Origin of the sequence: Actinoplanes lutulentus, from assembly GCF_003259845.1 — a bacterium.
GTDB lineage: Bacteria > Actinomycetota > Actinomycetes > Mycobacteriales > Micromonosporaceae > Actinoplanes > Actinoplanes lutulentus.
The window spans coordinates 178,302-204,438 of sequence record NZ_QLMJ01000004.1 but is presented as its reverse complement, the minus strand read 5'-3'; the positions used below and the strand labels follow the sequence as shown (position 1 = coordinate 204,438).

At 68.9% G+C, this 26,137-nt stretch carries 27 protein-coding genes; 14 read left to right on the top strand and 13 right to left on the bottom strand.

Translation table 11 applies throughout. The features are described from left to right. Window positions 1-15: 15 nt before the first annotated feature. Complete coding sequence (locus B0I29_RS11220) at window positions 16-225, bottom strand: sulfurtransferase TusA family protein (RefSeq protein WP_111649152.1); 210 nt, start codon at window positions 223-225, stop codon at window positions 16-18. Next, entirely contained in the window at window positions 222-1,367 is a 1,146-nt protein-coding gene (locus B0I29_RS11215) for a cysteine desulfurase family protein (protein WP_111648863.1), read from the bottom strand. The genes B0I29_RS11220 and B0I29_RS11215 overlap by 4 nt, the downstream gene beginning before the upstream one ends. Window positions 1,368-1,512: 145 nt before the next feature. On the opposite strand from B0I29_RS11215, the gene ctaC reads away from it, so the two are divergent. Next, entirely contained in the window at window positions 1,513-2,469 is a 957-nt protein-coding gene (gene ctaC, locus B0I29_RS11210; protein WP_221401951.1) for an aa3-type cytochrome oxidase subunit II, read from the top strand. Window positions 2,470-2,475: 6 nt separating this feature from the next. Beyond that, the gene (locus B0I29_RS11205) at window positions 2,476-2,946 is read left to right on the top strand and encodes a cytochrome c oxidase subunit 4 (protein WP_111648861.1); all 471 of its coding nucleotides are present in this window, start codon (window positions 2,476-2,478) and stop codon (window positions 2,944-2,946) included. A 55-nt stretch (window positions 2,947-3,001) separates the two neighbouring features. On the opposite strand, the gene B0I29_RS11200 is transcribed toward B0I29_RS11205, so the two are convergent. From B0I29_RS11200 to B0I29_RS11185, 4 genes are all read right to left on the bottom strand, one after another. Then, window positions 3,002-3,205, bottom strand: a complete 204-nt coding sequence (locus tag B0I29_RS11200; RefSeq protein ID WP_111648860.1) for a hypothetical protein — start codon at window positions 3,203-3,205, stop codon at window positions 3,002-3,004. A gap of 128 nt (window positions 3,206-3,333) precedes the next feature. Then, on the bottom strand, window positions 3,334-4,392 hold the full coding sequence (gene trpD, locus B0I29_RS11195; RefSeq protein WP_111648859.1) for an anthranilate phosphoribosyltransferase: 1,059 nt from the start codon (window positions 4,390-4,392) through the stop codon (window positions 3,334-3,336). Window positions 4,393-4,428: 36 nt separating this feature from the next. Further along, the gene (locus tag B0I29_RS11190; RefSeq protein WP_111649151.1) at window positions 4,429-4,854 is read right to left on the bottom strand and encodes a response regulator; all 426 of its coding nucleotides are present in this window, start codon (window positions 4,852-4,854) and stop codon (window positions 4,429-4,431) included. A 48-nt stretch (window positions 4,855-4,902) separates the two neighbouring features. Then, window positions 4,903-5,859, bottom strand: coding sequence for a cytochrome c oxidase assembly protein (locus B0I29_RS11185; protein WP_245972485.1), 957 nt, complete (start codon window positions 5,857-5,859; stop codon window positions 4,903-4,905). 124 nt (window positions 5,860-5,983) lie between these two features. On the opposite strand from B0I29_RS11185, the gene ctaE reads away from it, so the two are divergent. From ctaE to qcrB, 4 genes are read left to right on the top strand one after another with little or no spacing between them, the layout of a single operon-like run. Further along, complete coding sequence (ctaE, locus tag B0I29_RS11180) at window positions 5,984-6,580, top strand: aa3-type cytochrome oxidase subunit III (protein WP_111648858.1); 597 nt, start codon at window positions 5,984-5,986, stop codon at window positions 6,578-6,580. Window positions 6,581-6,631: 51 nt separating this feature from the next. Next, on the top strand, window positions 6,632-7,480 hold the full coding sequence (qcrC, locus tag B0I29_RS11175) for a cytochrome bc1 complex diheme cytochrome c subunit (RefSeq protein WP_111648857.1): 849 nt from the start codon (window positions 6,632-6,634) through the stop codon (window positions 7,478-7,480). Next, window positions 7,477-8,583, top strand: coding sequence for a cytochrome bc1 complex Rieske iron-sulfur subunit (qcrA, locus tag B0I29_RS11170; protein ID WP_111648856.1), 1,107 nt, complete (start codon window positions 7,477-7,479; stop codon window positions 8,581-8,583). Before qcrC ends, qcrA begins: the two co-directional genes overlap by 4 nt. Beyond that, complete coding sequence (gene qcrB / locus B0I29_RS11165) at window positions 8,580-10,181, top strand: cytochrome bc1 complex cytochrome b subunit (RefSeq protein ID WP_111648855.1); 1,602 nt, start codon at window positions 8,580-8,582, stop codon at window positions 10,179-10,181. The genes qcrA and qcrB overlap by 4 nt, the downstream gene beginning before the upstream one ends. A 65-nt stretch (window positions 10,182-10,246) precedes the next feature. Here the strand turns inward: qcrB and B0I29_RS11160 are convergent, their stop codons facing one another. The 5 genes from B0I29_RS11160 to B0I29_RS11140 form a co-directional block, all read right to left on the bottom strand. After that, window positions 10,247-10,534 carry an Lrp/AsnC family transcriptional regulator gene (locus B0I29_RS11160; RefSeq protein WP_111648854.1) on the bottom strand — a complete coding sequence of 96 codons (288 nt, stop codon included), beginning with the start codon at window positions 10,532-10,534 and terminating at the stop codon, window positions 10,247-10,249. Window positions 10,535-10,590: 56 nt separating this feature from the next. Then, complete coding sequence (locus tag B0I29_RS11155; protein ID WP_111648853.1) at window positions 10,591-11,430, bottom strand: sugar phosphate nucleotidyltransferase; 840 nt, start codon at window positions 11,428-11,430, stop codon at window positions 10,591-10,593. Then, window positions 11,427-11,951 (bottom strand): NUDIX domain-containing protein, encoded by a 525-nt coding sequence (locus B0I29_RS11150; RefSeq protein ID WP_111648852.1) that lies wholly within the window; start codon window positions 11,949-11,951, stop codon window positions 11,427-11,429. Before B0I29_RS11150 ends, B0I29_RS11155 begins: the two co-directional genes overlap by 4 nt. Before the next feature lie 20 nt (window positions 11,952-11,971). Then, window positions 11,972-13,744, bottom strand: coding sequence for a RelA/SpoT family protein (locus B0I29_RS11145; protein ID WP_111648851.1), 1,773 nt, complete (start codon window positions 13,742-13,744; stop codon window positions 11,972-11,974). 208 nt (window positions 13,745-13,952) lie between these two features. Next, the gene (locus tag B0I29_RS11140) at window positions 13,953-15,689 is read right to left on the bottom strand and encodes a DEDD exonuclease domain-containing protein (protein ID WP_111649150.1); all 1,737 of its coding nucleotides are present in this window, start codon (window positions 15,687-15,689) and stop codon (window positions 13,953-13,955) included. Between the two features lie 95 nt (window positions 15,690-15,784). Here B0I29_RS11140 and B0I29_RS11135 point away from each other — a divergent pair, with 95 nt between their 5' ends. From B0I29_RS11135 to B0I29_RS46595, 6 genes are all read left to right on the top strand, one after another. After that, window positions 15,785-17,146, top strand: coding sequence for an NYN domain-containing protein (locus B0I29_RS11135; RefSeq protein ID WP_111648850.1), 1,362 nt, complete (start codon window positions 15,785-15,787; stop codon window positions 17,144-17,146). A gap of 55 nt (window positions 17,147-17,201) precedes the next feature. Beyond that, window positions 17,202-17,408: a hypothetical protein gene (locus B0I29_RS11130; RefSeq protein ID WP_111648849.1), complete on the top strand. Its 207-nt coding sequence runs from the start codon at window positions 17,202-17,204 to the stop codon at window positions 17,406-17,408. A gap of 19 nt (window positions 17,409-17,427) precedes the next feature. Then, the gene (locus B0I29_RS11125) at window positions 17,428-18,672 is read left to right on the top strand and encodes a M48 family metallopeptidase (protein ID WP_111648848.1); all 1,245 of its coding nucleotides are present in this window, start codon (window positions 17,428-17,430) and stop codon (window positions 18,670-18,672) included. Beyond that, window positions 18,672-19,808 (top strand): glycosyltransferase family 4 protein, encoded by a 1,137-nt coding sequence (locus tag B0I29_RS11120; protein WP_111648847.1) that lies wholly within the window; start codon window positions 18,672-18,674, stop codon window positions 19,806-19,808. The genes B0I29_RS11125 and B0I29_RS11120 overlap by 1 nt, the downstream gene beginning before the upstream one ends. A 170-nt stretch (window positions 19,809-19,978) precedes the next feature. Beyond that, window positions 19,979-21,892: an ABC transporter ATP-binding protein gene (locus B0I29_RS11115; RefSeq protein WP_111648846.1), complete on the top strand. Its 1,914-nt coding sequence runs from the start codon at window positions 19,979-19,981 to the stop codon at window positions 21,890-21,892. 21 nt (window positions 21,893-21,913) lie between these two features. Then, window positions 21,914-22,513, top strand: coding sequence for a TlpA family protein disulfide reductase (locus B0I29_RS46595; protein ID WP_111648845.1), 600 nt, complete (start codon window positions 21,914-21,916; stop codon window positions 22,511-22,513). Between the two features lie 702 nt (window positions 22,514-23,215). Here B0I29_RS46595 and B0I29_RS11105 read toward each other — a convergent pair. Continuing rightward, a complete protein-coding gene (locus B0I29_RS11105; protein WP_111648844.1) occupies window positions 23,216-24,445 on the bottom strand; it encodes an MFS transporter in 1,230 nt (409 codons plus the stop codon). Between the two features lie 134 nt (window positions 24,446-24,579). Between B0I29_RS11105 and B0I29_RS11100 the strand changes: the two genes are divergently transcribed. Both B0I29_RS11100 and B0I29_RS11095 read left to right on the top strand, forming a co-directional pair. Further along, entirely contained in the window at window positions 24,580-25,014 is a 435-nt protein-coding gene (locus tag B0I29_RS11100) for a MarR family winged helix-turn-helix transcriptional regulator (protein ID WP_245972439.1), read from the top strand. A gap of 8 nt (window positions 25,015-25,022) precedes the next feature. Next, window positions 25,023-25,454 (top strand): DUF4395 domain-containing protein, encoded by a 432-nt coding sequence (locus B0I29_RS11095; protein ID WP_111648842.1) that lies wholly within the window; start codon window positions 25,023-25,025, stop codon window positions 25,452-25,454. A 12-nt stretch (window positions 25,455-25,466) separates the two neighbouring features. Here B0I29_RS11095 and B0I29_RS11090 read toward each other — a convergent pair whose 3' ends face one another. Further along, window positions 25,467-26,132, bottom strand: coding sequence for a response regulator transcription factor (locus tag B0I29_RS11090; protein ID WP_014441555.1), 666 nt, complete (start codon window positions 26,130-26,132; stop codon window positions 25,467-25,469). Between the last annotated feature and the right edge of the window lie 5 nt (window positions 26,133-26,137).

Sequence of the window (26,137 nt, the reverse complement as noted above, 5' to 3'; positions counted from 1 at the left end):
GCGGAGCCAGCTAGCTCAGACAACCCGGCGGACGTCGAACTGATGGCCGTGGCCGGCGACGAACTCCTGCCCCTTCATGCGGCACCAGGCGGGGATGTCGTTGGCCGCGGCCGGATCGTCCGCGAGTACCCGGACGATCTCGCCGACCGCCACGCCCGGCATGGCCTTGGCCAGTTTGATCACCGGCAGCGGGCAGCGCTGTCCGAGACAGTCCAGCGTGATCAGAACCCGGCCTCCTTCCGGATGTCCTCGACGAGCCCGGGCAGCACCGCCAGGAAACGGTCCACCTCCGCCGAGGTGGTGCCGCGATGCAGCGAGACCCGGACGTTGCCGTGGCTGAGCACGCCCATCGCTTCCAGGACGTGACTGGGCCGCAGCGTCGACGACGTGCACGAGGAGCCTGAGGACACCGCGAACCCGTGCCGGTCCAGGGCGTGCAGCAGGGCCTCGCCGTCCACGTAGAGGCAACTGAACGTGGTCAGATGCGGCAACCTGTCGACCGGGTCGCCGACGATCTCCACGTCCGGCACGGTCTCGGCGACACGGTTCCGGATCCGGTTGGTGAGTTCGGTCAGGCGTACCCTCTCGGCCTCGGCCTCGGCCACGACGGCCCGCAGGCTTGCCGCGGCCGCGACCACCGCGGGCAGGTCGAGCGCGCCCTGCGCGCGTGGGCGATAAAGATCATCCTGTGGTTGCGGTGAGAGCCACCGCACACCCTTGCGCACCACCAGCACCCCAACCCCCGGTGGCCCACCCCATTTGCGCGCGCTCGCGCTCAACAGAGACCACCCCTTGGGTACGCGTAACCGGCCCACCGACTGAGCGGCGTCGACGAACAGCGGCACGCCGGCCGTGGCGCAGGCCGCCGCCGCCTCTTCGACGGGCTGCACGGTTCCGGCCTCGTGACTGGCGCTGATCAGGCTCGCCAGGGCCACGCCGGGTGCGGACACGGCCCGGTCCCACGCGTCCAGGTCGAGCCGGCCGAGACGGTTCACTCCCACCTCGGCAGCCTCAGTGGACCGCGCGGCGTGCAGGACGGCCGAGTGCTCGATCGCCGAGTGGACCAGGGTGCGGCCGGCTCGCTGCCGTCCGGCCAGGCCACCCAGGACGGCGGCCTGGGCGGCGGCCGTTCCGGAGGGCCAGAAGGAGACTTCGTCCGTGCGTACCGAAAGGATCTCGGCGACCACCGCGGTGGCCGCCTCCTGCAGTTGCTGGGCCCGGCGGCCTGCCGCGTAGAGGCGCGAGGGGTCCGCCCAGCCGTCGGCGAGCGCCGCCAGCAGGGCTTCTCGTGTCACCGGATGGAGGGGCGCCGCGCTCGCCGCGTCCAGGTATACCGGTGGCCCGGCCGGATCGCCTGTGTAATCCACACAGGGAACGGTATCGTCCGGATGTCCGGGAGTTTGCTTTGCGGAGGGCCTCGGCCCCCCGGTCGCGGGCGGTCCGTTCTTGGTCGAGTAGTGTGCGACCGTCGGTGAGCCTTGCCGCCAGGTGTCCGGTTTGGGCAGGCGGCAACTGCTAAGGAGGCAGAAGCAGGTGGGCGCAAGGAGTTCGGCCACACGGCCGCGGGCACTAGGCCGGGCGGCCGGGCTGGGTCTCGGCGGTGCGACGCTGCTGACGCTGCTCTCGGGGTGCTCGATCGAGGACTGGGGAAGCGCGTTCGGCCACTTCGGATGGCCGGGCCGGGGCATCAGCCTGCAGGCACATCAGATGTACGACCTGTGGATCGCATCGACGATCGCGGCCCTCGTGGTCGGCGTCGGTGTGTGGGGTCTGATCTTCTGGTGTGTGATCCGGTACCGCAAGCGCGGCGAGGAATTGCCCGTGCAGACCCGGTTCAACATGCCGTTGGAAATTCTCTACACAGTCACGCCGGTTCTCATCGTCGCGGTGCTCTTCTACTACACCGCCATCGTGCAGACCAGCGTGGACAAGCTTTCGAAGAACCCCGACCAGGTCGTCGAGGTCGTCGCGTTCAAGTGGAACTGGCAGTTCAACTACCGCGACGGTATGGGCGAAGAGGCCAACACGGTGGCTTCGACCATCGGGTCCTCGGACGTCATCCCGATCCTGGTGCTGCCGGTCGGTCAGAAGATCCGTTTCGAGGAGACCAGCAAGGACGTCATCCACTCGTTCTGGGTGCCGGAGATGCTGTTCAAGCGGGACGTCTTCCCGGGCAGCGTGCGTAACGTCTTCGAGGTGACGCTCGACAAGGAGGGCCGTTACGTCGGCCGCTGCGCCGAGCTGTGCGGGACGTACCACGCCTTCATGAACTTCGAGCTGGTCACGGTCTCCGAGGCCAAGTTCAACCAGTTCCTGGAGTCCAAGAAGGGTGGCGCCTCGACCCAGGAGGCGATGGCGGTCATCGGCTTCACCGGTGCGGACGCTTACGCGACCACCACGTCGCCGTTCAACACCCGCCGCCAGACCCACAGCTGGAACCAGCCCGAGACCGTAGCGGCAGGGAAGTAGGGCGACGTGCGTACCGAATACAAGATCTTTACCGGCGTCGCGGTGTTCCTCTTCGGAGCGGCTGCGGTGTACGGCTTCTACACGCACGCGACCGCCACCGACGGCGCGGTCAGCAGCGGCTCGGCGTACGCGGGCGGTGTCGAGTGGGTCGGCGTCATCGCGCTGATCCTCTCCGGACTGCTCTGCTCGATGTGCGGGGGCTTCTTCTGGTTCGTCGCCCGCCGCATCGATCTGCGTCCGGAGGACCGCGAGGACGGCGAGATCTTCGAGGGCGCCGGCGAGGTCGGCTTCTTCAGCCCGGGCAGTTACTGGCCGTTCGGCATCGCGCTCTCCGCGGCGATCGCCGGTCTCGGCCTGGTCTTCTGGATGTGGTGGCTGCTGGCCCTCGGCCTGATCGCGGTCGTCATGACGTCCTGCGGCATGCTGTTCGAGTACTACTCGGGCACGCGGCACCCGGAGACGTCGTCGCACCACTGAGTTCGATCTGAGAAAGCCCGCCTCCCTGGGTCCAGGGGAGACGGGCTTTTTTGGTTCATGCCGCCCGGCGTTGCTCTGGGGCGACCTTGCGACTCTTCGGCGGCAGCCACATGTGTACGACGATCGGGGCGACCACCTCGGCCGCTCCGCATCGGGTGCAGACCAGCTCGGGGCAGTCGTCGTGGCCGTCGTCGCAGGGCGGAACCTCGAAGAGCATGTCGCCGTCGCAGATGACGCAGCGGAGTTCACGTTCGCGCACGGGTGTCTCCTTCGCCTTCGCCTGTGCTGTCACCCCGGAGGGTGTTATTACCCGAATGTCATTCAGACGTTGTCACGCATTTCGGGCAATTTCGGTCATTTAGGCTCGGCGTGTTGGAAGGTTTTCGCTCATTCGGCGGATTTGGCAGCCTGGGCCGCTGCCACCCAGCGGTCCAGCTGAGCCGTCACGGCGCCGGAGTCGATCGTCTCCTGGGCCCGGGTGATTCCGGCCCGCAGCGTGTCCCTGAAGTCGCCGGGGAAGCCGCTCTGTGCCGCGAGGGCCGCTGCCGTGTTCAGTACCACGGCGTCGCGTACCGCGCCGTGCTCTCCGGCGAACGTCCGCCGCGCGACGTCGGCGTTGAACGCGACGTCGCCACCGCGCAGGGCGTCCGGCGCGCTGCGCGGCAGGCCCAGCTCGGTCGCGTCGATGAGGAGTTCCTCCACCTTGCCGTCTTTCGCGACCCAGACCCGGGTCGGCGCGGCGGTGGTGAACTCGTCCAGGCCGTCCTCGCCGCGCATCACCAGCGCCGAGTCGCCGCGGCCGGCGAAGACCTCGGCCATCACCGGCGCCATTCGCGCGTCGAAGCAGCCGACCGCGGCCGCCGTCGGGCGGGCCGGGTTGGTCAGCGGGCCGAGGACGTTGAAGAACGTCGGAACGCCCAGCTCGCGACGGGTGACCGCGGCGTGCCGCATGCCGGGGTGGTACCGCGCCGCGAAGCAGAAGCCGATCCCGGCCTCGGCGACGGTCCGGGCCACGCCGGCCGGACCGAGGTCCAGCGGGATGCCGAAGTGCTCCAGCAGGTCCGCCGTGCCGGTGGTGGACGACGCCGACCGGTTGCCGTGTTTCACCACTGTCACCCCGGCGGCGGCCGTCACGATCGCCGCCATGGTGGAGATGTTGACCGTGTTGGCCCGGTCGCCGCCGGTGCCGACCACGTCCACCGCGCTGGTACGCGTCTTCTCCGGCAGCTCGACCAGGGTGGCGTTGGCGAGCATCGCCCGCACCAGGCCGGCCAGCTCGGCCGGCGTCTCACCCTTGGCACGCAGCGCCACCGCGAAGCCGGAGATCCGCACCGGCGTCGCGTTGCCCGCCATGATCTCGCCCATGGCCCAGGCGGTGTCCTCGGTGGCGAGCTCGTCGCCACGGAGCAGGGCACTCGTCAGGTTGGGCCAGGTACGTGCGGCCATGGAAGGGCCTTCCTCTTCTGCTTTTTTCGTCAGCTGTCAGCGGGCGGTGATGCCCTGGGTGCCCAGCGGGATCGCGCCGTCACGGCGGGCACGCAGCAGCCCGGCCACGGTCTGCCCGGTGGTCACCGGGTCGAGCGGGTCGAGCAGCGTGGCGTCCACCTGCGCGTACGCCGCCAGCCAGCGATCGGCGGCCCGGGCGATGACGACGCAGGTGGGCGGGGGAGTCAGGTACTCGTCCTTGGTCTGGCGGGCGATGCCGAGACCACCGGCGGGCGAGGCCTCGCCGTCCAGAACCATCAGATCGATCTCGTACTCGTCGAGCAGCCGGCGGCAGTCCTCCCAGGTGGAGGCGTCGGTGAACTCGACTTTCAGGTCGGCGGCGGGCCGTGTGCCGATGGCGAGCCGGATCCGGTCGCGGACAGCTGGGTCGTCGCTGTAGAGCAGAACGGTGTACTCGTTCATCATGTGCCCCGCCTCACGTCGTAGGTCCCGCAGATCGTACCGAATCTGTTATCTCGCGTAAGGCTCCGGTGGCGCCGGGTCTCCGGGGGTTGTGATCTTCGCCTTTTCCCGGGCTTCCTCGGCCTCCTGGCGGTCCAGGGCGCGGTCGATCCGCTTGGCCTCCCGCTCCGACTGGCGGACCCACTGCACCACCAGGATGCCGAGCATCGTGACGCTGACGATCTCGCCGCCGGCCCACAGGATGCCGCCCGCGGTGACCTGGTCGGCGTGCGGATCCATCCAGGTCAGGCCCAGGTTCGGGTACCAGTCGCCGCCGAGCAGCTCCTTGCTCTGCATGATCGTCAGGCCGAGCACGGTGTGGAACGGGACGCTCAGCACCATCAGCAGGGCGCGACCCGGGTACGGCCAGCGGTTCGGCAGCGGGTCCAGGCCCAGCAGCGGCCAGAAGAAGAGGCAGCCGGTCACCACGAAGTGCAGGTGGACGAACTCGTGCAGCCAGGCGTGCTCAAGGGTCTGCCGGTACGCCCCGGTGAAGTAGAGGACGAACGGGTTCGCGATGAACAGTCCGAACGCGACCAGGGGAAACGTCAGCACCCGGACGAAGCGGCTGTGCAGTGTCCTCAACAGGAGCTTGCGCGGTGCCGGTCGCACGACGCGCAGGGCCAGCGTCGTCGGCGCGCCCAGAGCCAGGAAGATCGGCCCGACCATGGAGAGCACCATGTGCTGGACCATGTGTACGGAGATCAGCGTGGTGTCGTACGCCTCGATGCCGGTCACCGACACCGCCGCGATGGAGCCGAGTCCACCAGCGACGAACGCCACGGTCCGCCCGACCGGCCAGTGGTCACCGCGCTGCTGGAGACGCCAGACGCCGTACAGGTACAGCGATGCGGAGATCACCAGACCCAGTGCGATCAGACTGACCAGGTTGAACTGAGTGAAGATGGCCGCCGGGCTGAACGGAGGGAGTCCAGTATCCCCTCGGGAGGCCGCGAGTGGGGCCATTTTGTCGAGAAGCACCCCCCGAGGCTAGGCCTACCGGCTGGTCACAGAATATTCCGGGCTGCAACTCGTGCCGGATTAGGGACCCCGGGGGACCTTGGACCTTGTTCGGATGAATAATGAGGCCGTGACAGCGGCAGCCATCGACAAGAGCCGGATCCACTCGCTCACGCGACCGAACATGGTCAGCGTCGGGACAATCGTGTGGCTCTCCAGCGAGCTCATGTTCTTCGCGGCGTTGTTCGCGATGTACTTCTCCATCCGCGCAGCGGATTACAGCATGTGGGAGAAGCACACCGAGGCACTGAACATCCCTTACGCCACCACGTTCACGGTGATCCTGGTTCTTTCCTCGGTCACTTGTCAGCTGGGCGTCTTCGCGGCGGAGAAGGGTGACGTGTTCGCGCTGCGGCGCTGGTTCACGATCACCTTCGTGATGGGGCTGATCTTCGTGCTCGGCCAGGCGAACGAGTACCGCCACCTCGTGCACGACGGCGTCACGCTCAATGGCGACGGATACGGCTCGATGTTCTACCTCACCACCGGATTCCACGGACTTCACGTGACCGGTGGCCTCATCGCCTTCATCATCTACATGATCCGGACGACCATGGGCCGGTTCACCCCGGCGCAGGCGACGTCGGCAATCGTCGTCTCGTACTACTGGCACTTCGTGGACATCGTGTGGATCGCGCTGTTCGCCATGATCTATTGGCTGCAGTAGTGACCAGCGCCGACGGCGAGGATCTCAACAACACCCAAAGGGACATATCAGATGACTTCTGACACCCCCGCCCGCAGGCGTGCCCGGGTGTTCTCCCGGCGGCGCAGCGCGCCGAGCCGGGCACGCCGGCGGCTCGGTGCAGCGGTACGCATGATCGCGGCACTCGCGCTCGCCGGAGGCGTGTACACCGCCTTCACTCCTGGCGCGTTCGCCGAGGACAACGTTCAGTTGTCCGCCGCTGCCCAGGAGGGCAAGGCACTCTTCGACAACAGCTGCATCTCCTGCCACGGGCGGGACGGTCAGGGTGTCGAGGAGCGCGGACCCAGCCTGATCGGTGTCGGTTCCGCATCCGTCGAGTTCCAGGTGAGCACCGGCCGCATGCCGATGACTCGCCAGGAGGCCCAGGCGGAGCAGAAGACGCCGCAGTTCGACGAGACCCAGACGAAGCAGCTGGCGCAGTACATCCAGGAACTGGGTGGCGGCCCCGAGCTTCCCGAGGGCGAACTCGTCGAGGATCTGAAGACCAACCCCGACGCGCTGGCGCGCGGCGGTGAGCTCTTCCGGATCAACTGCACCTCCTGCCACGGCTTCGGCGGTGGCGGTGGCGCTCTGTCGTCCGGCAAGTTCGCTCCGAGCCTGCACGACGCGACGCAAGAGCAGATCTACGCGGCCATGCTGACCGGCCCGCAGAACATGCCCGTCTTCGGCGACAACCAGCTCACGCCGGATGAGAAGCGCGAGATCATCACGTACATCACGGTTCAGCTCCAGGACGACCGGGACCCGGGCGGTCTGTTCAACCTCGGTCGTTACGGCCCGTCGACGGAAGGCATGGCGATCTTCCTGGTCGGCATCGTCCTCCTTGTCTTCACGTCGCTCTGGATTGCGGGGAAGTCATGACGGCTGTGCACCACGCGGGCGAGGCCGGCACCCCGCCGGTCGACGTGAACGACCCGCACCTGACGCGATTCGACATCGTCAAGGAAGGGCTCCGGCGCGACGACATCGAGATCGTCACGTACGAGTCCCAGTTCCACGGGCAGAACTCCAAGGCGGAGAAGCGGGTCGTCCGCAACATCGCCCTGCTGTTCGCCATCTCCGGGGTCCTCACCCTGGCGTTCATCGTCTTCTACATCGTCTGGCCGTGGGAGTTCGAGCTCGGCCACACGCGGAGCGACTACTTCACGCCGATCCTGGGCCTGACGCTCGGCTTCGGCCTGCTGGCGCTCGGCTACGGCATCCTGGCCTGGGCCAAGAAGCTGCTGCCGCACGAACTCTCGATCCAGCAGCGGCACGGCGACCCGTCGTCGGACGAAGAGCGGCTGATCACCGGGCAGACGGCGCTGTTCGTCGCCGACGAGCTCGGTGTGCAGCGGCGGCCCCTGCTGAAGGGTGCGATCGCGCTCGGCCTCGCGCCGGTCGGTATCGCGATCGCCGCGCCGATCGTCGGTGGCCTCATCGAGAACCCGCACAAGGGTGATCTCCCGATGATGTACACCACCGGCTTCAACCCCGGTAACAACGGCGGCGAGCTGGTTCGGCTCACCCGCGAGGACGGCAGCCCGATCCGGCCCGAGGACGTCACCACCGGCGGTCAGATGACCGTGTTCCCCGGCATCCCGCACGGTGCGACCAACCACTGGGCCGACTCTCCGACGCTGCTGATCCACCTGCGGGCGGACGACGCGGCCGAGACGCGGCGAAATGCGGAATCCGACAAGAACGGCCGAAACGTCGGCTCGATGTGGGGCAACTTCGTCGCGTTCTCCAAGATCTGCACGCACGCCGGCTGCCCGGCGAGCCTGTACGAGCAGCAGACGAACCGTCTGCTGTGCCCGTGCCACCAGTCGCAGTTCCTCATCACCAACAACGCGCAGCCGGTTTTCGGACCCGCGACCCGGCGTCTGCCGATGCTGCCGCTTACAGTGGACGAGGAAGGTTTCTTCGTGGCAGCGTCCGACTTCAAGGACACCGTCGGACCTGACTTCTGGGAGCGGCCGTGAAGCGCCGAAAAATTGACCTCGCACAGGCTCCGGTCAACTTCGCCAAGGGCGCTGATGACCGGTTCCAGGGGGCGACCCCTCTGCGGGGCCTGCTGAACAAGGTCTTCCCCGACCACTGGTCGTTCCTGCTCGGCGAGATCGCCCTGTTCTCGTTCATCGTGCTGCTGCTCAGCGGCGTGTTCCTGACGCTCTTCTTCGACCCGTCGATGAAGGAAATCGCGTACGACGGGTCCTACCTGGGCCTGCGCGGTACCGAGATGTCGGCCGCGTACGCGTCGTCGCTGCACCTGTCGTTCGAGGTCCGTGGTGGCCTCTTCATGCGGCAGATGCACCACTGGGCAGCGCTGCTGTTCATGGCGTCGATCATCGTGCACATGGCCCGTGTCTTCTTCACCGGCGCGTTCCGCAAGCCGCGTGAGGTCAACTGGGTCATCGGCATCCTGCTCTTCCTGCTCGGGTTCTTCGCCGGCTTCACCGGTTACTCGCTCCCGGACGACGGCCTCTCCGGCACCGGTCTTCGCATCGCCTCGGCGATCATGCTGACCCTCCCGGTCATCGGCACCTGGCTCTCCGCCGCGATCTTCGGCGGCGAGTTCCCCGGCGAGCTGATCATCGGCCGGTTCTACATCGCGCACGTGCTGCTCATCCCGGGCATCCTGCTCGGCCTGATCGCGGCTCACCTGGGCATCGTCTTCAAGCAGAAGCACACCCAGTGGCCGGGCCCGATGCGGACCAACGAGAACGTCGTCGGCGAGCGGATGTTCCCGCGGTACGCGATGAAGCAGGGCGGCTTCTTCATGGCCGTCTTCGGCGTCATCGCCCTGATGGCCGGCCTCTTCCAGATCAACCCGATCTGGCTGTTCGGGCCGTACCGGGCGTCCGAGGTCTCCTCGGCCTCGCAGCCTGACTTCTACGTCATGTTCATGGACGGCCTGGTCCGTCTCATGCCGAACTGGCAGATCTACATCTTCAACTACAGCCTCCCGCCGATGTTCTGGCCGGCCGTGGTCGGCCTCGGCGCGCTGTTCACGCTGCCGCTGGCGTACCCGTGGCTGGAAGCGCGGAAGTTGAAGGACAAGCGTCTGCACCACCTGCTGGAGCGTCCTCGTGACAACCCGGAGCGGGTCGGCATCGGCATGATGGCGTTCTCGTTCTTCATGGTCGCCACGATCTCCGGCTCCAACGACGTCATCGCCGACAAGTTCCACATCAGCCTGAACGCGATGACCTGGGCCGGCCGCATCGGCCTGCTGATCCTGCCGCCGCTGGCGTACTACATCTCGGTCCGCATCTGCCTGGGTCTCCAGCAGCACGACCGTCAGGTACTCGCCCACGGTGTCGAGACCGGCATCATCAAGCGCCTGCCGAACGGCCAGTTCATCGAGGTCCACCAGCCTCTGGGCCCGGTCGACGAGCACGGCCACCCGGTGCCGCTGGAGTACGCCGGCTGGGTCGTACCGAAGAAGATGAACCGCGTCGGCGCTCTGGCTCCCGCGGTGAAGGGCTTCTTCTTCCCGGTCGAGAAGCCCGCCGAGGTGCCGGTCTCCCCGGCCGTCGGCGGTCCGGTGAAGCGGGAAGAGATCAAGTCCGGCCGCTGATCCACAGGTTCCACACGAAAGGCCCGTCGCGGATGCGGCGGGCCTTTTCGCTGGTCTTGAAGAATTCAGTCGGCGTCGGGGAGGCCGATCGCGAAGGCGTCCTCCAGGTCGTGCTTGGAGTACGCCCGGAACGCCACGAACGTCTCGCTGTTGATCACGCCGGGCGTCTTCGAGATCTTGCCGGCGATCACCTCGGCGATGTCGTCGAAGCGCGGCACTCGCACGATCGCGATCAGGTCCACGCCGCCGGCGACCGAGTAGACCTCGCTGACGCCTTCCAGCGAGGCCAGCGCCTCGGCAACCTCGGGGATCGAGTCGGTGGCGCAGTCGATGTGGACGATCGCGGTGTTCACCTGCGGGCTCCTCAGCATTGAGCGAAAACCAGTCGGACCCATGCTAACCACGTGGATCAGAGAGCTGGGACGGTCAGGCCGGTGTGCGCCCGGATCACGCCGGTGAGGGTCTCGCCGGCCGCGACGGTGGCACCGGGCCAGATCACGCAGTTCGAGACGGTGCCGGCCACCTGGGCGCCGCTGCCGACCACTGAATGGGTCACCTCGCCGGTCACCGTGGCTGACTCGGCCACCAGGTTCGCCCCGGCCGCCGCGTGCAGGTTGGCGGCCAGGTAATCGGCAGGGACGCCGGTGTCCAGGTAGAAGCCTTCGTACGGCACCAGCTCCAGCTCGCCCGCTGCCTCGGCGGGGCGCCAGGCTGTGCGTACCAGGCTGCTGTCCTCGTCGGTCAGGTCCTTGATGTACCGCCAGGGCAGCAGGGAGAAGCCGCCGAAGCGCATGCCGCTGAAGCCGCCGGTCTCGCCGTCGCGGCAGGGCAGGACCAGCATCCGCACGGTCTCGCCGGACCAGCCCTCCAGCAGGGCGGCGATGTCCTTGCCGGGCTCGCGGGCCGGGTCGGTCAGGTACGCGTCGGCGTTGCCGGCGAGCGCGCCCCGCCCGTCGATCCAGTTCTTCATCCGGCCGATGCCGCCGGACGTGCCGAGCGGGCCGTCCGGCTCGACCGACAGGTGGGCGCGGTCACCGACGTGGGCGACGACCTGGTCGGCCAGGTAGGCGGCGTTGACGGCGATCGACGCGGGACCGGCCAGGCCGACACCGGACAGGCGGCGCAGGGCGAGATCCAGCAGCGGGATGTTGCCGATCGGGCAGAGAGCCTTCGGAACGAGCTCGGTGAGCGGGCGCAGACGCTGGCCCTCACCGGCCGCGAGAACGACGCCGCAGACTTCGGCTGTCACTTCTGATCCTCGTGCGAGGGCGCGACAGCGCGCGGGCCGATGCCGTAGATGCCGAGCAGCCGCTCGGTCGGCCAGGTGAGTTTCGGCAGGTCGTCGATCGAGAACCAGGCCGCCTCGATCACCTCGCCGCCGTCGACGGTCAGGGTGGTGCTCGACGCCGGGACGGAACCGAACCAGACCGTGTCGACCACGCCGCCGTTGGGGTGGACGATGGCGTTCGGATTACCGGGTGTCAGGTCGCCTGGCTCCAGGCGTACCCCAGCCTCTTCGAAAAGCTCGCGCGCGGCACCCACAGCGGGCAATTCGCGGCGCTTGAGTAAACCGGCGGGAAGTCCCCACCCGCGGCCCGGCGGCTGACGCAGCAGAAGGAGGCGCTCGGGCGCCTCCGCATCGCGGATCACGGTGACCGCGCCGACGAGGTATTTGGGGGAGACCGCGCGGGCGATCTGGCGGCGCAGCGGCAACGGCAGCCCATAGAAGACCTGATAAGCGAGGCCGCGCAATTGCCGAGGAGTTTTCACGCGGGTAAGGCTATCCGGGCTCAGTCCGGGTGGTCGACCAGGGCGATGAGCTGTTCGACCACAGCGTCCGGTTCGAGGCTGCGCTCGCAGACCGCTACCAGCAGAGTTTCCAGGTCAGGGTAGCCGAGCTCCTCGGCGAGGCGGCGCAGCGGAACCTCGCTGGCCAGGCCGCGGTCATGTTTGCGAAGGGTGAGACCGATGGTGGCGCGGCCGAGGCGGACCTTGTCGGCGATGCTGATGCCCGGCTCGTTCTTCTCATCGAAGAAGCGGTTGATCTGCATCTGCGCCTGGCTGGATTTGACGAATCCGAGCCATTCCTTGCGGGGGCCTCGGGGGGCGTTCGGCTCGATCTCGATCTGCTCGTCGGTCTCGGAGAAGATCTCGACGACGTCACCGTCGCGAAGGGGGGAGCTGAGAGGGGCAAGACGTCCGTTGATGGTCGCGGCCAGACATTGGTCACCCTTGCGGGGACTCAATTCGTACGCCACGTCGACCGGAGTCGAGCCGCTGGGCAGCTCGTGCGCGTTGCCCTGGGCGAAAACGGTGATCTGGCCCTCGGCGAGGTCACATCGGAGCGAATCGAGGAACTGTGCCGCGTCGGTCGTGTCCTGCTGCCAGTCGAGTACTCGTTTGAGCCAGGTGAGCTGGTCGGCGCCCGGTGGCTCGTCGGCCACCTTCGGATATCGGAAGCTGGTGGCGACGCCGTACTCCGAGTACCGATGCATGGTCTCGGTCCGGATCAGCACCTCGACCAGCTTGCCCTCCGGACCCACGACCGTGGTGTGCAGCGAGCGGTACAGGTTGTTTTTCGGCGAGGCGATGAAGTCCTTGAACCGGCCGGCGACCGGGCGCCATCTGCCGTGGATCGCGCCGAGCGCCGCGTAACAGTCGGTGTCCGGGCCGTCGACGATGACCGCGATGCGGGGCAGGTCGAGCGGGATGCCGCCACCGCCGGCGACGGTGTCTTTCCAGATCGAGTAATAGTGCCGGGGACGCGGGGTGACCTCGGCGTCCACCCGGGAGCGGCGCAGCGCCGTGCGGGCCTTTCCGGAGACGTCGGCGAGGTATTCGTTCCAGCCGGGACGGTTTTTCACGTGGGCGTCGATCCGGGCGAAGGAGTCCGGCTCCAGATGGAAGAGCACCACGTCGTCGAGGTCGCGCTTGAGCGCCTGGATGCCGAGCCGGTCACAGAGCGGGACGAGCACGTCGAGCGTGGCCGTGGCGATCCGGGCGCGGGAGGCGGTGGAGCGGGCACCGAGCGTCCGCATGTTGTGCAGCCGGTCGGCCAGCTTGATCACCAGGACGCGGACGTCCTTGCCGGCCGCGACGATCATCTTGCGGATCGTCTCGCCCTCGGCGGCCTTGCCGTAATAAGCCTTGTCGAACTTGGTCACACCGTCGACCAGGTGGGTCACCTCGGGCCCGAAGTCGCCGTGCAGCGCCTCCAGCGTGTAACTGGTGTCCTCGACCGTGTCGTGCAGCAGGGCCGCGACGATCGTCGTGGTGTCCATGCCCAGCTCGGCGCAGATCTGCGCGACGGCGAGCGGATGCGTGATGTACGGATCGCCGGACTTGCGGAACTGGCCGCGGTGCATGCTCTCGGCGATGGCGTAACTGCGGCGGACCACTGCCACGTCAGCGGACGGGTGGATGCTCCGATGCGTCCGGGTCAGGGTGGCGACCGGATCGTCCTCGTTGCTCTGGAAGCTGAAGATCGAGCGCAACCGCCGGGTGAAAGGGGCAGTCGGCAAGGCACGCCCCAGAGCGGCGCCGTGGCCGGCGTCGACGTCCACCCGGACACCCCCTCACCGATCGTCCAGCTCCACCTGAAGCTTGGAGTCGCCCCGCGTCTCCCTGCTAGCGAAGCACCGAGGCGGCTGATCGCCAAAGGCATCAAGCCGCCAAATGAGGTGAATCACCACGAGGGTCGCGCGTGCCTTACAGCCTAAGCGAGCAAGCGTCATCCGAACGGTCAGTTACGGATAGGCGAACGGACGAGTCTTAGGCCGAAGAGGCACCCTCAGCCCTGCTGAGCAGGGTGGCGAAACGCGCGGCGCCACGAACCGGTGACACCCAGTCGCCGGCGGTTTCCACCAAGCGGGTGTCAGGCTTCTCCAGCCACGCCAGGATCCGCTCGGTCTCCTCGGCCGACGCGGCGTGCACCGGGCCCGGTCCGGGAAGGACCGTCTCGGCCGTCATCCGCGCGGCGTCGAGCGTCGGGCGGGGATGCGCCCGGGGCGGCGAGGTCGCCGCGGCGGCCAGCCGGCCGTGCCGGACCACCGAGATCTCCCAGCCACCCTTGTCGTCGCGGCGGGCCGCCACCAGCTCGCTCATGCTGGTCAGCGCCTCCAGTTTCTGCATCCGGATCAGGGCGCGCAGCAGGGCCACCAGACGGGAGCGAACGGTCGCGGCCTCCTCGTAACGCTGGTTGCCGGACAGCACGTCGATGCGGGACATCAGCGCGTCGACGACCGGGCCGGGATCGCCCGAGGTGGCAGTGCGGAACGGGAGCGCCGCGCGTACGTCGTACTCCTGGGTGGAGATCTCGTGCTCGCAGGGTGCCGGGCATTTCCCGAGCTCAGCCAGCGCGCAGGCCGGCGTCTTGGTCTTGAGGGAGAGTTTGTGGTTGCACTGCCGCAAGGGGACGGCGTCGTAGACGCCGGCGGCCGCCAGCTCGGCGGTGCGCCGCGACGAGAACGGGCCGAGATAGGTCGCGCCATCGTCGGCGAAACGACGAACAACCGACAATCTCGGGTACGCCTCAGCGGTCAGTTTCAGCCAGACGACCCGCTCCGGGTATTTGGACCTGCGGTTGTACGGCGGGGCGTGTGTCGCGATCATCCGCAGCTCACGGACCTCGGCCTCCAGCGAGTGGGCGCACTCGACGGCCTCGACCCGGACCGCGGCGGTGAGCATCTCGGAGATCCGCGCCCGCTTTTCCGCCGCGGTGAAGTAACTGCGGACCCGGGTGGCGATGTCCTTGGACGTGCCGACGTAGAGCGGCCGGTCGTCGGCGGCCCGGAACAGGTAGACGCCGGGCACGTGCGGCAGGCCGTCGGCGAGATGGCGCTGGCGGCGCTGCGCCGGGGTGACCGCCTTGGCGAACTCGATCGCGTCACCCAACGAGTGGACCTTGAAGCTGCCGAGCCGCTCGATCAGGCCGTGCAGCACGTCGACGGTGGCTTTCGCATCGTCGAGGGCCCGGTGGTTCGGCTCGACCTCGGAGCGGAAGAACCGGGCCAGGGTGCCGAGCTTGCGGTTGGGCACCTCGTCACGGGTCAGCGCCCGGCGGGCCAGCGCCGCGGTGTCCAGCACCCGGATCTGCGGCCAGGGGTAACCGTGCCGGGCACACGCGGCCTTGAGGAAGCCGACGTCGTAGGGCGCGTTGTGCGCCACCAGCACCGCGCCGCGCAGGAACTCCAGCAGGGTGGGCAGGACCGTCTCGATCGGCGGGGCCGGCCGCAGCATCGACTCGGTGATGCCGGTCAGGACGGTGATGAACGGCGGCAGCGGCACACCCGGGTTGACCAGCGTGGCGAACTCGCCGAGCTGCTCGCCCGCACGGACCTTGACGGCGCCGATCTCGGTGATGCCCGCGCCGTCCGCGGCGCCGCCGGTGGTCTCCAGGTCGAGCACGACGAACGTGGTGTCCGCGAGGGACACGGCCGCGGGGTCGACCGATCCGTCAGCGGTCAGCAGCGAGTCCAGAGTGCCCTGCACGTATGCGGGTTGTGTCACGGGCGGCACCTTAGACAAGGGGTATGACAGTTCCCTTTGAAAAGATCACTTGCTCCAAGAGGCCAATCGGTCATGGCCGGTGTGAGAATGGGGAGATGTCCGCGCCGCTCGAGCCCGAAGACCGCCCCGATGAGGAGGCGGCGGAGGAGTTCGTGCCCGAACCGGTCCTGCCGGAGGCCGTCCGGCAGCGGATCATGGTGTTGGCCGCCGCGGCCCTTCCGGGCCTTCCCGGTGACGAGCTGCCCGTGCCGCTGCGCCGGGTCGCCCGGTTCGCCCCGAATCGCCGGGCCCGGCTCGGTGGCCGTGACATTGCCGCGCAGCTCGTCGCCGACCCGCTCTTCCGGCAGCGCATCGGCACCCGGGTGGTCACCGAGGCCGGTGATCTCGGCGCGGCCGTGACCAACGGTGTCGCCCCGGCCGCCGCCGACCCGGTCGAGGTCGCCGCGCTGGCATACCTGGCCAGGCCGGACGGCTGGCGCGAGCTGATCGACGCGGCCGGCGACGCGGTGCGCGCCGAGGCGGACAGCGCCGCGATCGCCGGGCAGGTGCGCGCCGCCGAACAGCGCGCGGTCCGCGCCGAGCACGACCGGACGGTCGCCCGGGTCGAGGCCGACAAGCTCCGTGACGAGCTCGCCCGGGTCCGCGAGGAGATGGGTCAGCTCCGCGAGGAGGCCCGCTCGACGGGCAAGGCGCTGCGTGAGGCGCTGTCCACCCAGAAACGTGCCGCCGACCTGCTGGCGACGGAAAAGGGGAGGGCGGCGCGGGCCGCCCTCGACCATGATGCGGAGCTACGCCGGATGCGTGGCCGGCTGGCCGATGCGGAAGCCGCCGCGGCCACCGGCAAGCAGGCCGCCAAGGACGCGCGGTCGGTCGACGACGCCCGCCTCTGGCTGCTGCTCGAAACGATCGGGCAGGCCGCCAGCGGGCTGCGCCGCGAGCTGGCCCTTGGCCCGGCCGACAAGCTGCCCGCCGACTTCGTGGCCGAGGCGTCGGCCGAGCCACCGAGCGCTCCGGAGCGCTCCCGCGCCCGTGCGCAGGACACCGACGACCCGGGCCGGCTCGACCAGCTGCTCGCGCTGCCGCGGGCACACCTGGTCGTCGACGGTTACAACGTGACCAAGCGCGGCTTCGCCGACATGTCGCTGGAACAGCAGCGCAAGCGACTGATCACCGGACTGGGTGGCATCGCGGCGCAGACCGGCGACGAGATCACCGTGGTCTTCGACGGCGCCGAGCGGGTGCACGGGCTGCCGCCGGCCCCGCGTGGGGTCCGGGTGCTCTTCTCCCGCAAGGGGATGACCGCCGACGAACTGATCCGGCAGCTGGTGCGAGCCGAGCCACCGGGCCGCCCGGTCGTCGTGGTCTCCTCCGACCGTGAGGTGGCCGACGGGGTGCGCCGGCATGGGGCGTACCCGATGGGTGCCGACTCGCTGATCCGCAGGTTGTCCCGGTCGTAAGGAAAAGTGTCATACCCCTCGCTTAGCGTGACTGTCACGCGACATTGGAGGGGTAATGATCATTGACTGTGGTCGTTGCGCCGAGCGGACCGCCGAGTGCCAGGGCTGTCTGGTCAGCGCGCTCATCGACACCCCGGACGGCCTGGCCGACCTCACACCGGCCGAGCTGCGGGCGATCGAGACGTTCGAGCTCGCCGGATTCGAGGTGGAGCTGCTGGAGACACCACCGCCGCCGGTCATGGTCCGCAAGCACGTAGCGTGATCATGATTAGGATAATCAGATGTCGCCGAGAGCTTGGGCCGTAACCGCGCTCGTCGTGCTGTTCGCGGCGGTGGCCGCGTTCGCGGCGGCGAAAATCCCGTGGCATCGCGCGCCCGCACCCCGGGCCGACCAGCTCGATGCCCTCTCCCGGCTCGACGCCGAGCAGGTGGAGCGGGCCCGTGACTTCCACGGCGAGCTGCGCCCCGGCCGGTACGCCGCGATGGCGATCGGCCTCTCGATGGCGGCGGTGCTCGGCCTGACCCCGATCGGCGCCCGCCTGGTCAGTGCTGTCGGCGACCACTGGCTGGTCCAGGCGGTGTTCGGCGGGCTGCTCGTCGTCCTCGTCACCGAGCTGGTCACCCTGCCGATCGCGATCTGGCGGCACACCGTCGTGGTGCGTTACGGCATCTCCACCCAGAGCTGGTCCGGCTGGGCGGTCGACATGCTGAAGTCGTACGCGGTCGGCGCCGTGCTCGGCGGTCTCGTGCTGGCCGGCTTCTTCACCATCACCCACTTCGCGCCCGACTGGTGGTGGGCGTTCGCCTCGGCCGGGGTGGCCGGGCTGGTCGTGCTGCTGTCGTTCGTGCTGCCGGTGCTGGTCGAGCCGATCTTCAACAAGTTCACGCCGATGGCCGAGGGGCCGCTGCGCACCGAGCTGCTCGCGTTGGCCGAGCGCGACGGGGTGCCGGTCCGTGACGTGCTGGTCGCCGACGCGTCGCGCCGGACGAGGGCGGTGAACGCGTACGTCTCGGGGCTCGGGCCGACCCGGCGGATCGTCGTCTACGACACGATGCTGACCGAGGCCACGCCCGACGAGGTGGTCTCGGTGACCGCACACGAGCTGGGCCACGCCAAGGACAACGACGTGCTCACCGGCACGGTCATCGGCGCGCTCGGTGCCGCCGCCTCGGTGATCGTGCTCTACCTGATCGGCTCGTGGGGCGGGCTGCTGCGGCTCGCCGACGTCGAGTCGATCGGCGAGCCGCGCGCGATCGGGCTGCTGCTCGTCCTCACCACGATCGCCGGGCTGGTCGCGGGGCCGGCGCAGGCGTTCGTCTCCCGCCGCGTCGAGGCCCGGGCCGACACGCACGCCCTCGACCTGACCGGCGACCCGGAGACCTTCGAGGCGATGCAGCGCCGTCTCGGCACCGTGAACCTCTCCGACCCCGACCCGCCGCACTGGGAGCACGCCATGTTCGCCTCACATCCGTCCACCGTGCAGCGGATGGCCGCGGCTCGTGCGTACGCCCGGGGTGCCCGCTGATGACCCGCACCCTGCTCGTGACGAACGACTTCCCGCCGCGCCCCGGCGGCATCCAGCAGTTCGTGCACAACCTGGCGGTGCGCCAGCCGGCCGGGTCGATCGTGGTTTACGCCTCGCAGTGGCGCGGGTCCGCTCCGTTCGACGCGGAGCAGCCTTTCGAGGTGGTGCGCGAGGACACCGGGGTACTGCTGCCCACCGCCGGGGTTGCCAGGAAAGCGGCTTTGCTGGCGAAACAGCATGGCTGTGACACCGTGCTCTTCGGCGCTGCCGCACCGCTGGGCCTGCTCGCTCAGGGGCTGCGGAAAAACGCCGGGATCCAGCGGGCGGTCGGCATCACCCACGGCCACGAGATCGGGTGGGCGGCCCTGCCCGGTGCCCGTGGGCTGCTGCGGCGGATCGCACGGGGCAACGACGTCATCACGTACCTCGGTGACTTCCAGCGGACCCGGCTCGACAAGGCACTGCACGGGCTCACCGACCTGCGGCGGCTCGCGCCCGGCGTGGACGTGGACACATTCCACCCCGGAGTCGACGGCTCCGAGGTGCGCGGACGGCACGGGCTCACCGACCGGCCGGTGGTCGTCTGCGTTTCCCGGCTGGTGCCCCGCAAGGGCCAGGACATGCTGATCCGGGCGCTGCCGCAGATCCGGCGCCGCGTCCCGGGGGCCGCGTTGCTGCTGGTCAGCGGCGGGCCGTACCGGAAGACGCTGGAACGGCTGGCCCGGGAGAACGACGTCGAGGCCGACGTGGTCTTCACCGGTTCGGTGCCGTGGGCCGAGCTGCCCGAGCACTACGCGGCCGGCGACGTCTACGCGATGCCGTGCCGGACCCGCTCGGCCGGGCTCGATGTGGAAGGCCTCGGCATCGTCTACCTGGAGGCCTCGGCCACCGGGCTGCCGGTCGTCGGTGGCGACTCGGGCGGCGCACCGGACGCGGTCCGCGAGGGCGAGACCGGGTTCGTGGTGGGCGGCCGTGACGTGCCGGCCATCGCGGGACGGATCGTCGACCTGCTCAGCGACCCCGACCGGGCGAAATCGATGGGCAAGGCCGGCCGGTCCTGGGTGGAGCAGGAGTGGCGATGGGAGCGGCAGGCGGCTCGGCTCACCTCGTTGCTGGCCGGCGACATTCGTGAGTGAGGGGGAATCCCGGTGGACACCCGCTCGTGAGGCAGCGTAGTAACGAATGCAGGGCTTCCGGCGCGCCATGCCAGCGCGCCGTCCGTGCGTCGCGCGCCCAGTCGCGCTTGCGGAGCCTCGAGCCGGCCTGCGCCGGCCGCTGACGGACCCCTCCCGATAGGAGGCCGCCGATGCCGGACACCGCTGAGCCCGCGCCGGAGAACGCCACGCTGCTGGAGACCGAGGAAGACGGCGAGCTGGAGCTGCCCTATTGGCTGACCAGCACGGCCGAGGCGGCGAACACCACGTTTCTGCAGATGGCTCGTCGTCTGCCACGGCTGCTTCGGGACGCCTGGCTGCTGGCGTGGCGGGCCAGCGCCCGAACCACCGCGGCGGTTCTCGTGCTGCAGGTGGCCGCCGGCGCCGCGGCCGCACTCGGGCTGATCAGTGTGGTCGGTGTCTTCGACGGCCTGTTGCAAGCTGGTCCGACTCCGGAACGGGTGCGGTCCGCCGTACCCTCGCTGTTGATTTTGATCATTGCTCTTGCGGCGCGTGGGCTGCTCACGTCGGCGGCGGCAGCGGCGCAGGGCCGGCTGTCGCCGCAGGTTTTCGAGGCCGCCGAGATGCGTCTGCTGGATCTGACGACCGGGGTCGACCTGGCGACATTCGACGATCCGGACTGGCGGGACGCCATGGAGCGGGCCCGGGATCGCGGCATCGACGCGGCGCAGCGGATCGTCGACTTCGGCATCGACGTGTTCACCAACGTGATCGGCCTGGCCGCGGTGGCCGGTGTGCTCGCCGTGCTGCACCCTGTCCTGCTGCCGTTACTGGTGCTGGCGGCCCTGCCGACCGGGTGGGCGGCGGTGCGCGCGGCCCGGCTCAGCTATCGCAGCCGGCTGCGGCTCGTCGCGGTCTGGCGGCGCCAGCACATGCTCGCCCAACTGCTCGCGGCGCGCGAACCGGCCGGCGAGGTGCGGGCTTTCACGGTACGGCGATTCCTGCTCGCCGAGGTCGGCCGGCTCCTGCGGATCTCCACGGTGGAGGAGATCCGGGTGGTGACGAGATCGGTACGCAGCAATCTGTACGGACAGGCGCTCAGCGGCCTGCTGACCGGTTTTGCCTATGTGGTGCTGCTCTGGCTGCTCTGGACCGGCCGGATGGAGCTGGCCGCCGGAGGTGCCGCCGCCTATGCGATCAACATCGGCATCAGCCGGCTCCGTGAGTTGGCGTTTTCGGTCAACCGGGTCTACGAGTACGGCCTGTACTTCGCCGATTTCCAGGGCTTCTGCGAGCTGTCCCAGCAGCGGGCCGAGCCGTCGCCGGACCTGGCGGTACCGGCCCGTTTCACCGAGATCGTGCTGGACGGGGTGACGTTCAGTTATCCGGACGCCTCCCGCCCGGCCGTCGCCGACGTCAGCCTCACGCTGCGGCGCGGCCAGATCATCGCCCTGGTCGGCGAGAACGGATCGGGCAAATCAACGCTGGCGGCAGTGCTTGCCGGGCTGTACCGCCCCCAGCAGGGCACTGTCACCTGGGACGGTGTGGACGTGAACAGGCTGCACCCGGAATCGCTTCGCGAACAGATAGCAGTCGTCATGCAGGAGCCGACCCGCTGGCCATTTTCGGCCAGACTCAACATCGCGATCGGCCGCCACGACCGTGTCGCCTCGCTGGAGAACGTGCGGGAGTCGGCCCGGGCCGGCGACGCGCACGAGTTCGTGATGGAGTTGCCCCGGGAGTACGAAACTCTGCTTTCCCGGCATTTCACCGACGGCGCCGATCTCTCCGGCGGGCAGTGGCAGCGGCTCGCGGTCAGTCGCGCCTTCCACCGCGACGCGCCCCTGCTGATCTGCGACGAACCCACCGCGAACCTGGACGCCCGCGCCGAGCACGACGTCTACCAGCGGTTACGTTCACTCGCCGCCGGCCGGACCGTCGTTTTGATCACCCACCGGATGGCGAGCGTCCGCGAAGCCGACCGCATTTTCGTGCTGGATCACGGCGCGGTGGTCGAAGAGGGCGATCACGAGGAGCTGATGGCGACCGGCGGGCTGTATGCGCAGTTGTTCACGCTCCAGGCCAGCGCCTACCAGTCGGCGTGAGGCGCGTGTCAAAGTAGTCCCATGGATCCGGTGGGAGTGAGCGCGGTCGCTGTGGTGCTGGTGGCCGGGGTTGCCGTGGGCCTCTGGCGCCGCCGCACCGATGGCCGGCTGACGGCGGTGAGTCCGGTCCTCAGCCAGGCGGCGGCTCCGGTTGCCGGTGCGGGTTCGGGTGCGGTGGGTTTGGTGGGTTTGGCTTCTAGCGCGGATGCGGCTTTCGCGGGCGATCCGGTTGCGGCTGCCGCCGCGGTCCCGGCGGTGGCCGAGCCAGGCGATTCCGCTCACTCTTCCGACATTTCGGGTACGCGTCTCAGCGCTGACCTGCTGAAACGACTCGGCGTGGAGTCGGCCCCGGCGACGCTGCTCCAGTTCTCGACGGCGTTCTGCGCGCCGTGCCGGGCGGTGCGGCGCGTGAGCGACGAGGTGGCGGCGCTGCTCCCCGGCGTGCAGCACATCGAAGTAGACGCGGAAAGCCACCTGACCGAGGTCCGCGAACTGGACGTCTGGCGCACCCCAACCCTGTTCGTCCTCGACGCCGACGGCCGCGTCATCAAAAGGGCAACCGGAGTCCCCTCAAAGCCACAGCTGATAGCCACACTGGCCGAAATCCTGCCAAAGAGCTGAGACACGAGGCGGGGCCCAGCGGCTGAACGCACACGCGAGCGATCGGTGCGCGTTTGCCGACATCAATAAACGGCGTGGACAGCGGCGCACCGATCGTGGTTTCCACGTGGATGGGGTCGCACACAACGGCTCGGTGCGACTTCGTCCATGCCAGGGCCGAGACGGGAGCTCACACACGCTCTCTGTGCGGCCTGATCACCGCTGCCGGCCCCTTGCGTGTGCCCACGCCTCGGCCAAACCCGCCAACCCGCTCGCCAAGCACCCGCCCGCCTGCCGTCGCCCGGCCGGCGGACCGCCCGCCCGGCCGGCGGACCGCTCGCTCGGCCGTTGCCCGCCAGTTGGCCGTTGCCCGTCCGAGGGACTGACCGCCCGCGGACGCCCGAACGCCGGCCGTCCGTCCGCCGTGTGCTGGTGGTGCCGCCGTGCTGAGAGCTCACGGTGGGTCTTTGGCTCGGCGTGCTCACCGCCCTTGAGGCCGAACATCGGAGCGCCTGAAGTCGACACGCGGCTGTCGCGGCCGCCTCAAGTCGGCGCGCGGGTGGGTGCTCGCTCGAATCGATACGCAGGGTGGGCGCTGACGCTGGCTTCGGCACGCTGCGGGTGGCACTGCTTGCGTGTCGATTTGCGGTTTGATTCGCGCCTCAAGTCGACACAGGGAGGGCTGGCGCTGTTTGTGTGTTGATTTGGGGTTTGATTTGCGCCCTAATTCGACACGGTGGATGGGTTGGGTGCGGGTTGCGTCTCTGGTCGGCACGCTGGGGTTCGGGTCAGGGTGCGGGAGCCTGGGATCAGCAGCTGGGACGCCGCGGCCAGGAAGAGCACCGCTGCGCAGCACGTCAGTACCCGGTCGGTGCCGAAGCGTTCGGACATCGGGCCGGCCAGGGCGTTTCCGATCGGCATCGCCAGGAACGACGTGACGTAGTCCCAGGATGCGACCCGGCCGAGCATCTGGTGCGGGACGTTGTCCTGGATCGCGGTTTCCCAGGCTACGTCGAAGAAGATCAGGCCGGCGTAGCCGATCACCGCGCCGGCCATGACGGCGACGAGCAGGCCGGGCCAGACGTAGGACAGCGCCCACACTGGCATCAGCATCAGGCCGAGCCAGCCCGCCCGCAGCAGGCGCCGGGGGCGGAACCGCATGCCGATCGCGGCGCCGAGGAAGCCGCCGAAGCCCTCCGCCGCGGCTATCAGGCCGATCGCGTGGGCGCCGCCGAGCCGCTCGATGGCCACCACCTGCACCAGGACCAGGATCATGCCGTTGGCGATGTGGTAGACCGTCGCGCCGAACAGGCCGCCGAGCAGCCAGTCCCGGCTGCGGATCTCCTGCCACCCGGCGGCCAGCTCGGCGAGCATGGGGTGGCGGGGGCCGCGCTCCGTGCGTACCGAAATCATCGCGGCCGCGACCAGTGACAAGAGGAAGCTGACCGCGTTGGCGGCGAATCCGGCCGGAGCGCCGAAGGCGGCGACGGTGATACCGCCCAGAGTGGGGCCTGCGATGCCGCACGCGGTTTGCAGCATGCTGAGCGTCGCGTTCGCGGATTGGCGGCGGTCGGCCGGGACCAGCATCGGTTTGAGCGCGACCATCGACGGAGTGAAGAAGCTTCCGGCGCCGGCCGAGACGACGGAGAGCGCGCAGAGCAGCCCGAGCTGATATCCGGAGACGGCGAACATCCAGGCGATGCCGGCGGTGGCGGCGAACCGGATCAGATCGGACCAGACCATCACCCGTTGTGGCTGGAGGCGGTCGGCCCAGACGCCGCCGAACAGGGTGCAGACGAGCATCGTGGCGACCGAGCTGGCCATCACGAGTCCGAGGTCACGGGCGCCGCCGCCGGTGGTGACCACGGCCACCGCGAGGGCCACGGTCTGGAAGCCGTTGCCGAGCCAGGAGAGGGCCTGCCCGGTGGCGAGCAGACGGAAGTCACGCGTCATGCCCCTGAAACTAGTTCACCGTCTAACTATCAGGCAACTAATAATCAGAAGCATGGCAGAATCGGGCCATGGGAGACGGAGTGGATCAGCATGTTGCCCGGTGGGGGGCGTTCTGGAAGGACGAGCCCGCCTTCGTGCCCGAGGTCGAGGGCGCCCTGGTCCGGATGAAACAGATCCTGCGGTGGATCGAGCGGGCCGACGCGGCCGAGTTTGCCAAGAGTGACGACTTCACGCTGCAGGACTACAAGACGCTGCACGTGCTCATGGTTCAGCCGTGGCCGACCGAGGCGACCCCGGCGCAGCTCGCCGAAGCCGCGAATGTGACCCGGGCCGCGATGACCAGCCGGCTGGACCGGCTCGCCGAGGCCGAGTTGATCACGCGGCAGGTGGACGGCGCTGATCGTCGGCGGGTGCTGATCCGGCCCACCCAAAAGGGGCGGGACATGTGGAATCGATACATCTTCGAGGGCATGGCCCGCGATCAGCAGGCGCTCGGTGCGCTATCCGGAGAAGAGCTGGGAAAACTCAACGACCTGCTACGCAAAATCCTACTTTCCTTAGGGGAATAATAGGAGTCGTGGAACTTGATCCTCGCGGCCAGCGTTTCGCCGCCACGCTCACCAGCATCGTCATCGCCCTCGTGCTGATCACCGGCTCCGGCTGGCTCGCCCTCGCGCAGGCCGTCGTTTTCGCCATCACCGCGTACGACCCGCGGCGCGGCCCGTACGCCCTGATCTTCCGGGCGCTCGTGCTGCCCCGGCTGGGGCCGCCCGCCGAGCGGGAGCCGGCCGCGCCGGTGCGTTTCGCCCAGCTCGTCGGATTCACGTTCCTGAGCGTCTCCGCGGGGGGATACCTCGGGGGCGCGGAGACACTGGGAACCGTCGCAGCCGCGTTCGGGCTGCTTGCGGCGTTCCTCAACGCCGCGTTCGGCCTCTGTCTGGGGTGCGAGGCCTATCTTGCGATTCGCCGCCTAAGCAACAGAACCGCCGAAAATGTCCGAAAGGTCTAGAATTTCGGAGCTTTAGAACTTCGGAGCGTCGGGAGCTTCCAGCAGGCCCAATCGGAGCGCGGTCATGAGAGCCTGCGCCCGGTTGGCCGCGCCCAGCTTCTCGTACAGCTTCGAAATGTGGGTCTTCGCCGTCGACTCGGAGACGAACAGCTGCTTCGCGATCCCGGCGACACTCATGCCGTCGGCGAGCAGGCGGAGCACCTGACCCTCACGCGGGGACAGCTGCGGCCCGGACGGGGCGAGCCGGCGTTTCATCGCCTCGGCCAGGTCGGCCGCGGTGAAAGCGCTGGGAGCGGACGCGGCATGCCGGGCGGCCGCCACGACCTCGTCGGCGGGGGCGGTTTTCGGCACGAACGCGCTGGCACCGGCCTCAAGAGCGCCGAACAGCTGGTCGTCGCCCGCGTACATGGTCAGCACCACGATGCCCATGTTCGAGTTGTTCTTGCGCAGCGCGCGGGTGGCCTCCAGGCCACTGCCGTCGGGCAGGCGCAGGTCCATGATCACGACGTCCGGCTGCAGAGCGCCGGCCTGGCGCACCGCCTCCGCCGCGGTCGCAGCCTCGCCGACGACCTCGAACTGCCGGTCGCGCTCGAAGGCGTGTCGCAGCCCTTTACGGATCAGGTCGTGGTCGTCGACAAGCAGGACCTTGGTGCGCCCGGTCGGCGCAGGGGTGGTCATGGTCG

Bases quoted from the DNA above. Each gene is read 5' to 3' on its own strand.
- trpD (WP_111648859.1), bottom strand. From the start codon at position 4,392: ATGGCCGCACGTACCTGGCCCAACCTGACGAGTGCCCTGCTCCGTGGC.
- B0I29_RS11190 (WP_111649151.1), bottom strand. From the start codon at position 4,854: ATGAACGAGTACACCGTTCTGCTCTACAGCGACGACCCAGCTGTCCGC.
- B0I29_RS11185 (WP_245972485.1), bottom strand. From the start codon at position 5,859: ATGGCCCCACTCGCGGCCTCCCGAGGGGATACTGGACTCCCTCCGTTC.
- qcrC (WP_111648857.1), top strand. From the start codon at position 6,632: ATGACTTCTGACACCCCCGCCCGCAGGCGTGCCCGGGTGTTCTCCCGG.
- qcrA (WP_111648856.1), top strand. From the start codon at position 7,477: ATGACGGCTGTGCACCACGCGGGCGAGGCCGGCACCCCGCCGGTCGAC.
- B0I29_RS11135 (WP_111648850.1), top strand. From the start codon at position 15,785: ATGTCCGCGCCGCTCGAGCCCGAAGACCGCCCCGATGAGGAGGCGGCG.
- B0I29_RS11130 (WP_111648849.1), top strand. From the start codon at position 17,202: ATGATCATTGACTGTGGTCGTTGCGCCGAGCGGACCGCCGAGTGCCAG.
- B0I29_RS11125 (WP_111648848.1), top strand. From the start codon at position 17,428: ATGTCGCCGAGAGCTTGGGCCGTAACCGCGCTCGTCGTGCTGTTCGCG.
- B0I29_RS11120 (WP_111648847.1), top strand. From the start codon at position 18,672: ATGACCCGCACCCTGCTCGTGACGAACGACTTCCCGCCGCGCCCCGGC.
- B0I29_RS11115 (WP_111648846.1), top strand. From the start codon at position 19,979: ATGCCGGACACCGCTGAGCCCGCGCCGGAGAACGCCACGCTGCTGGAG.
- B0I29_RS46595 (WP_111648845.1), top strand. From the start codon at position 21,914: ATGGATCCGGTGGGAGTGAGCGCGGTCGCTGTGGTGCTGGTGGCCGGG.
- B0I29_RS11105 (WP_111648844.1), bottom strand. From the start codon at position 24,445: ATGACGCGTGACTTCCGTCTGCTCGCCACCGGGCAGGCCCTCTCCTGG.
- B0I29_RS11090 (WP_014441555.1), bottom strand. From the start codon at position 26,132: ATGACCACCCCTGCGCCGACCGGGCGCACCAAGGTCCTGCTTGTCGAC.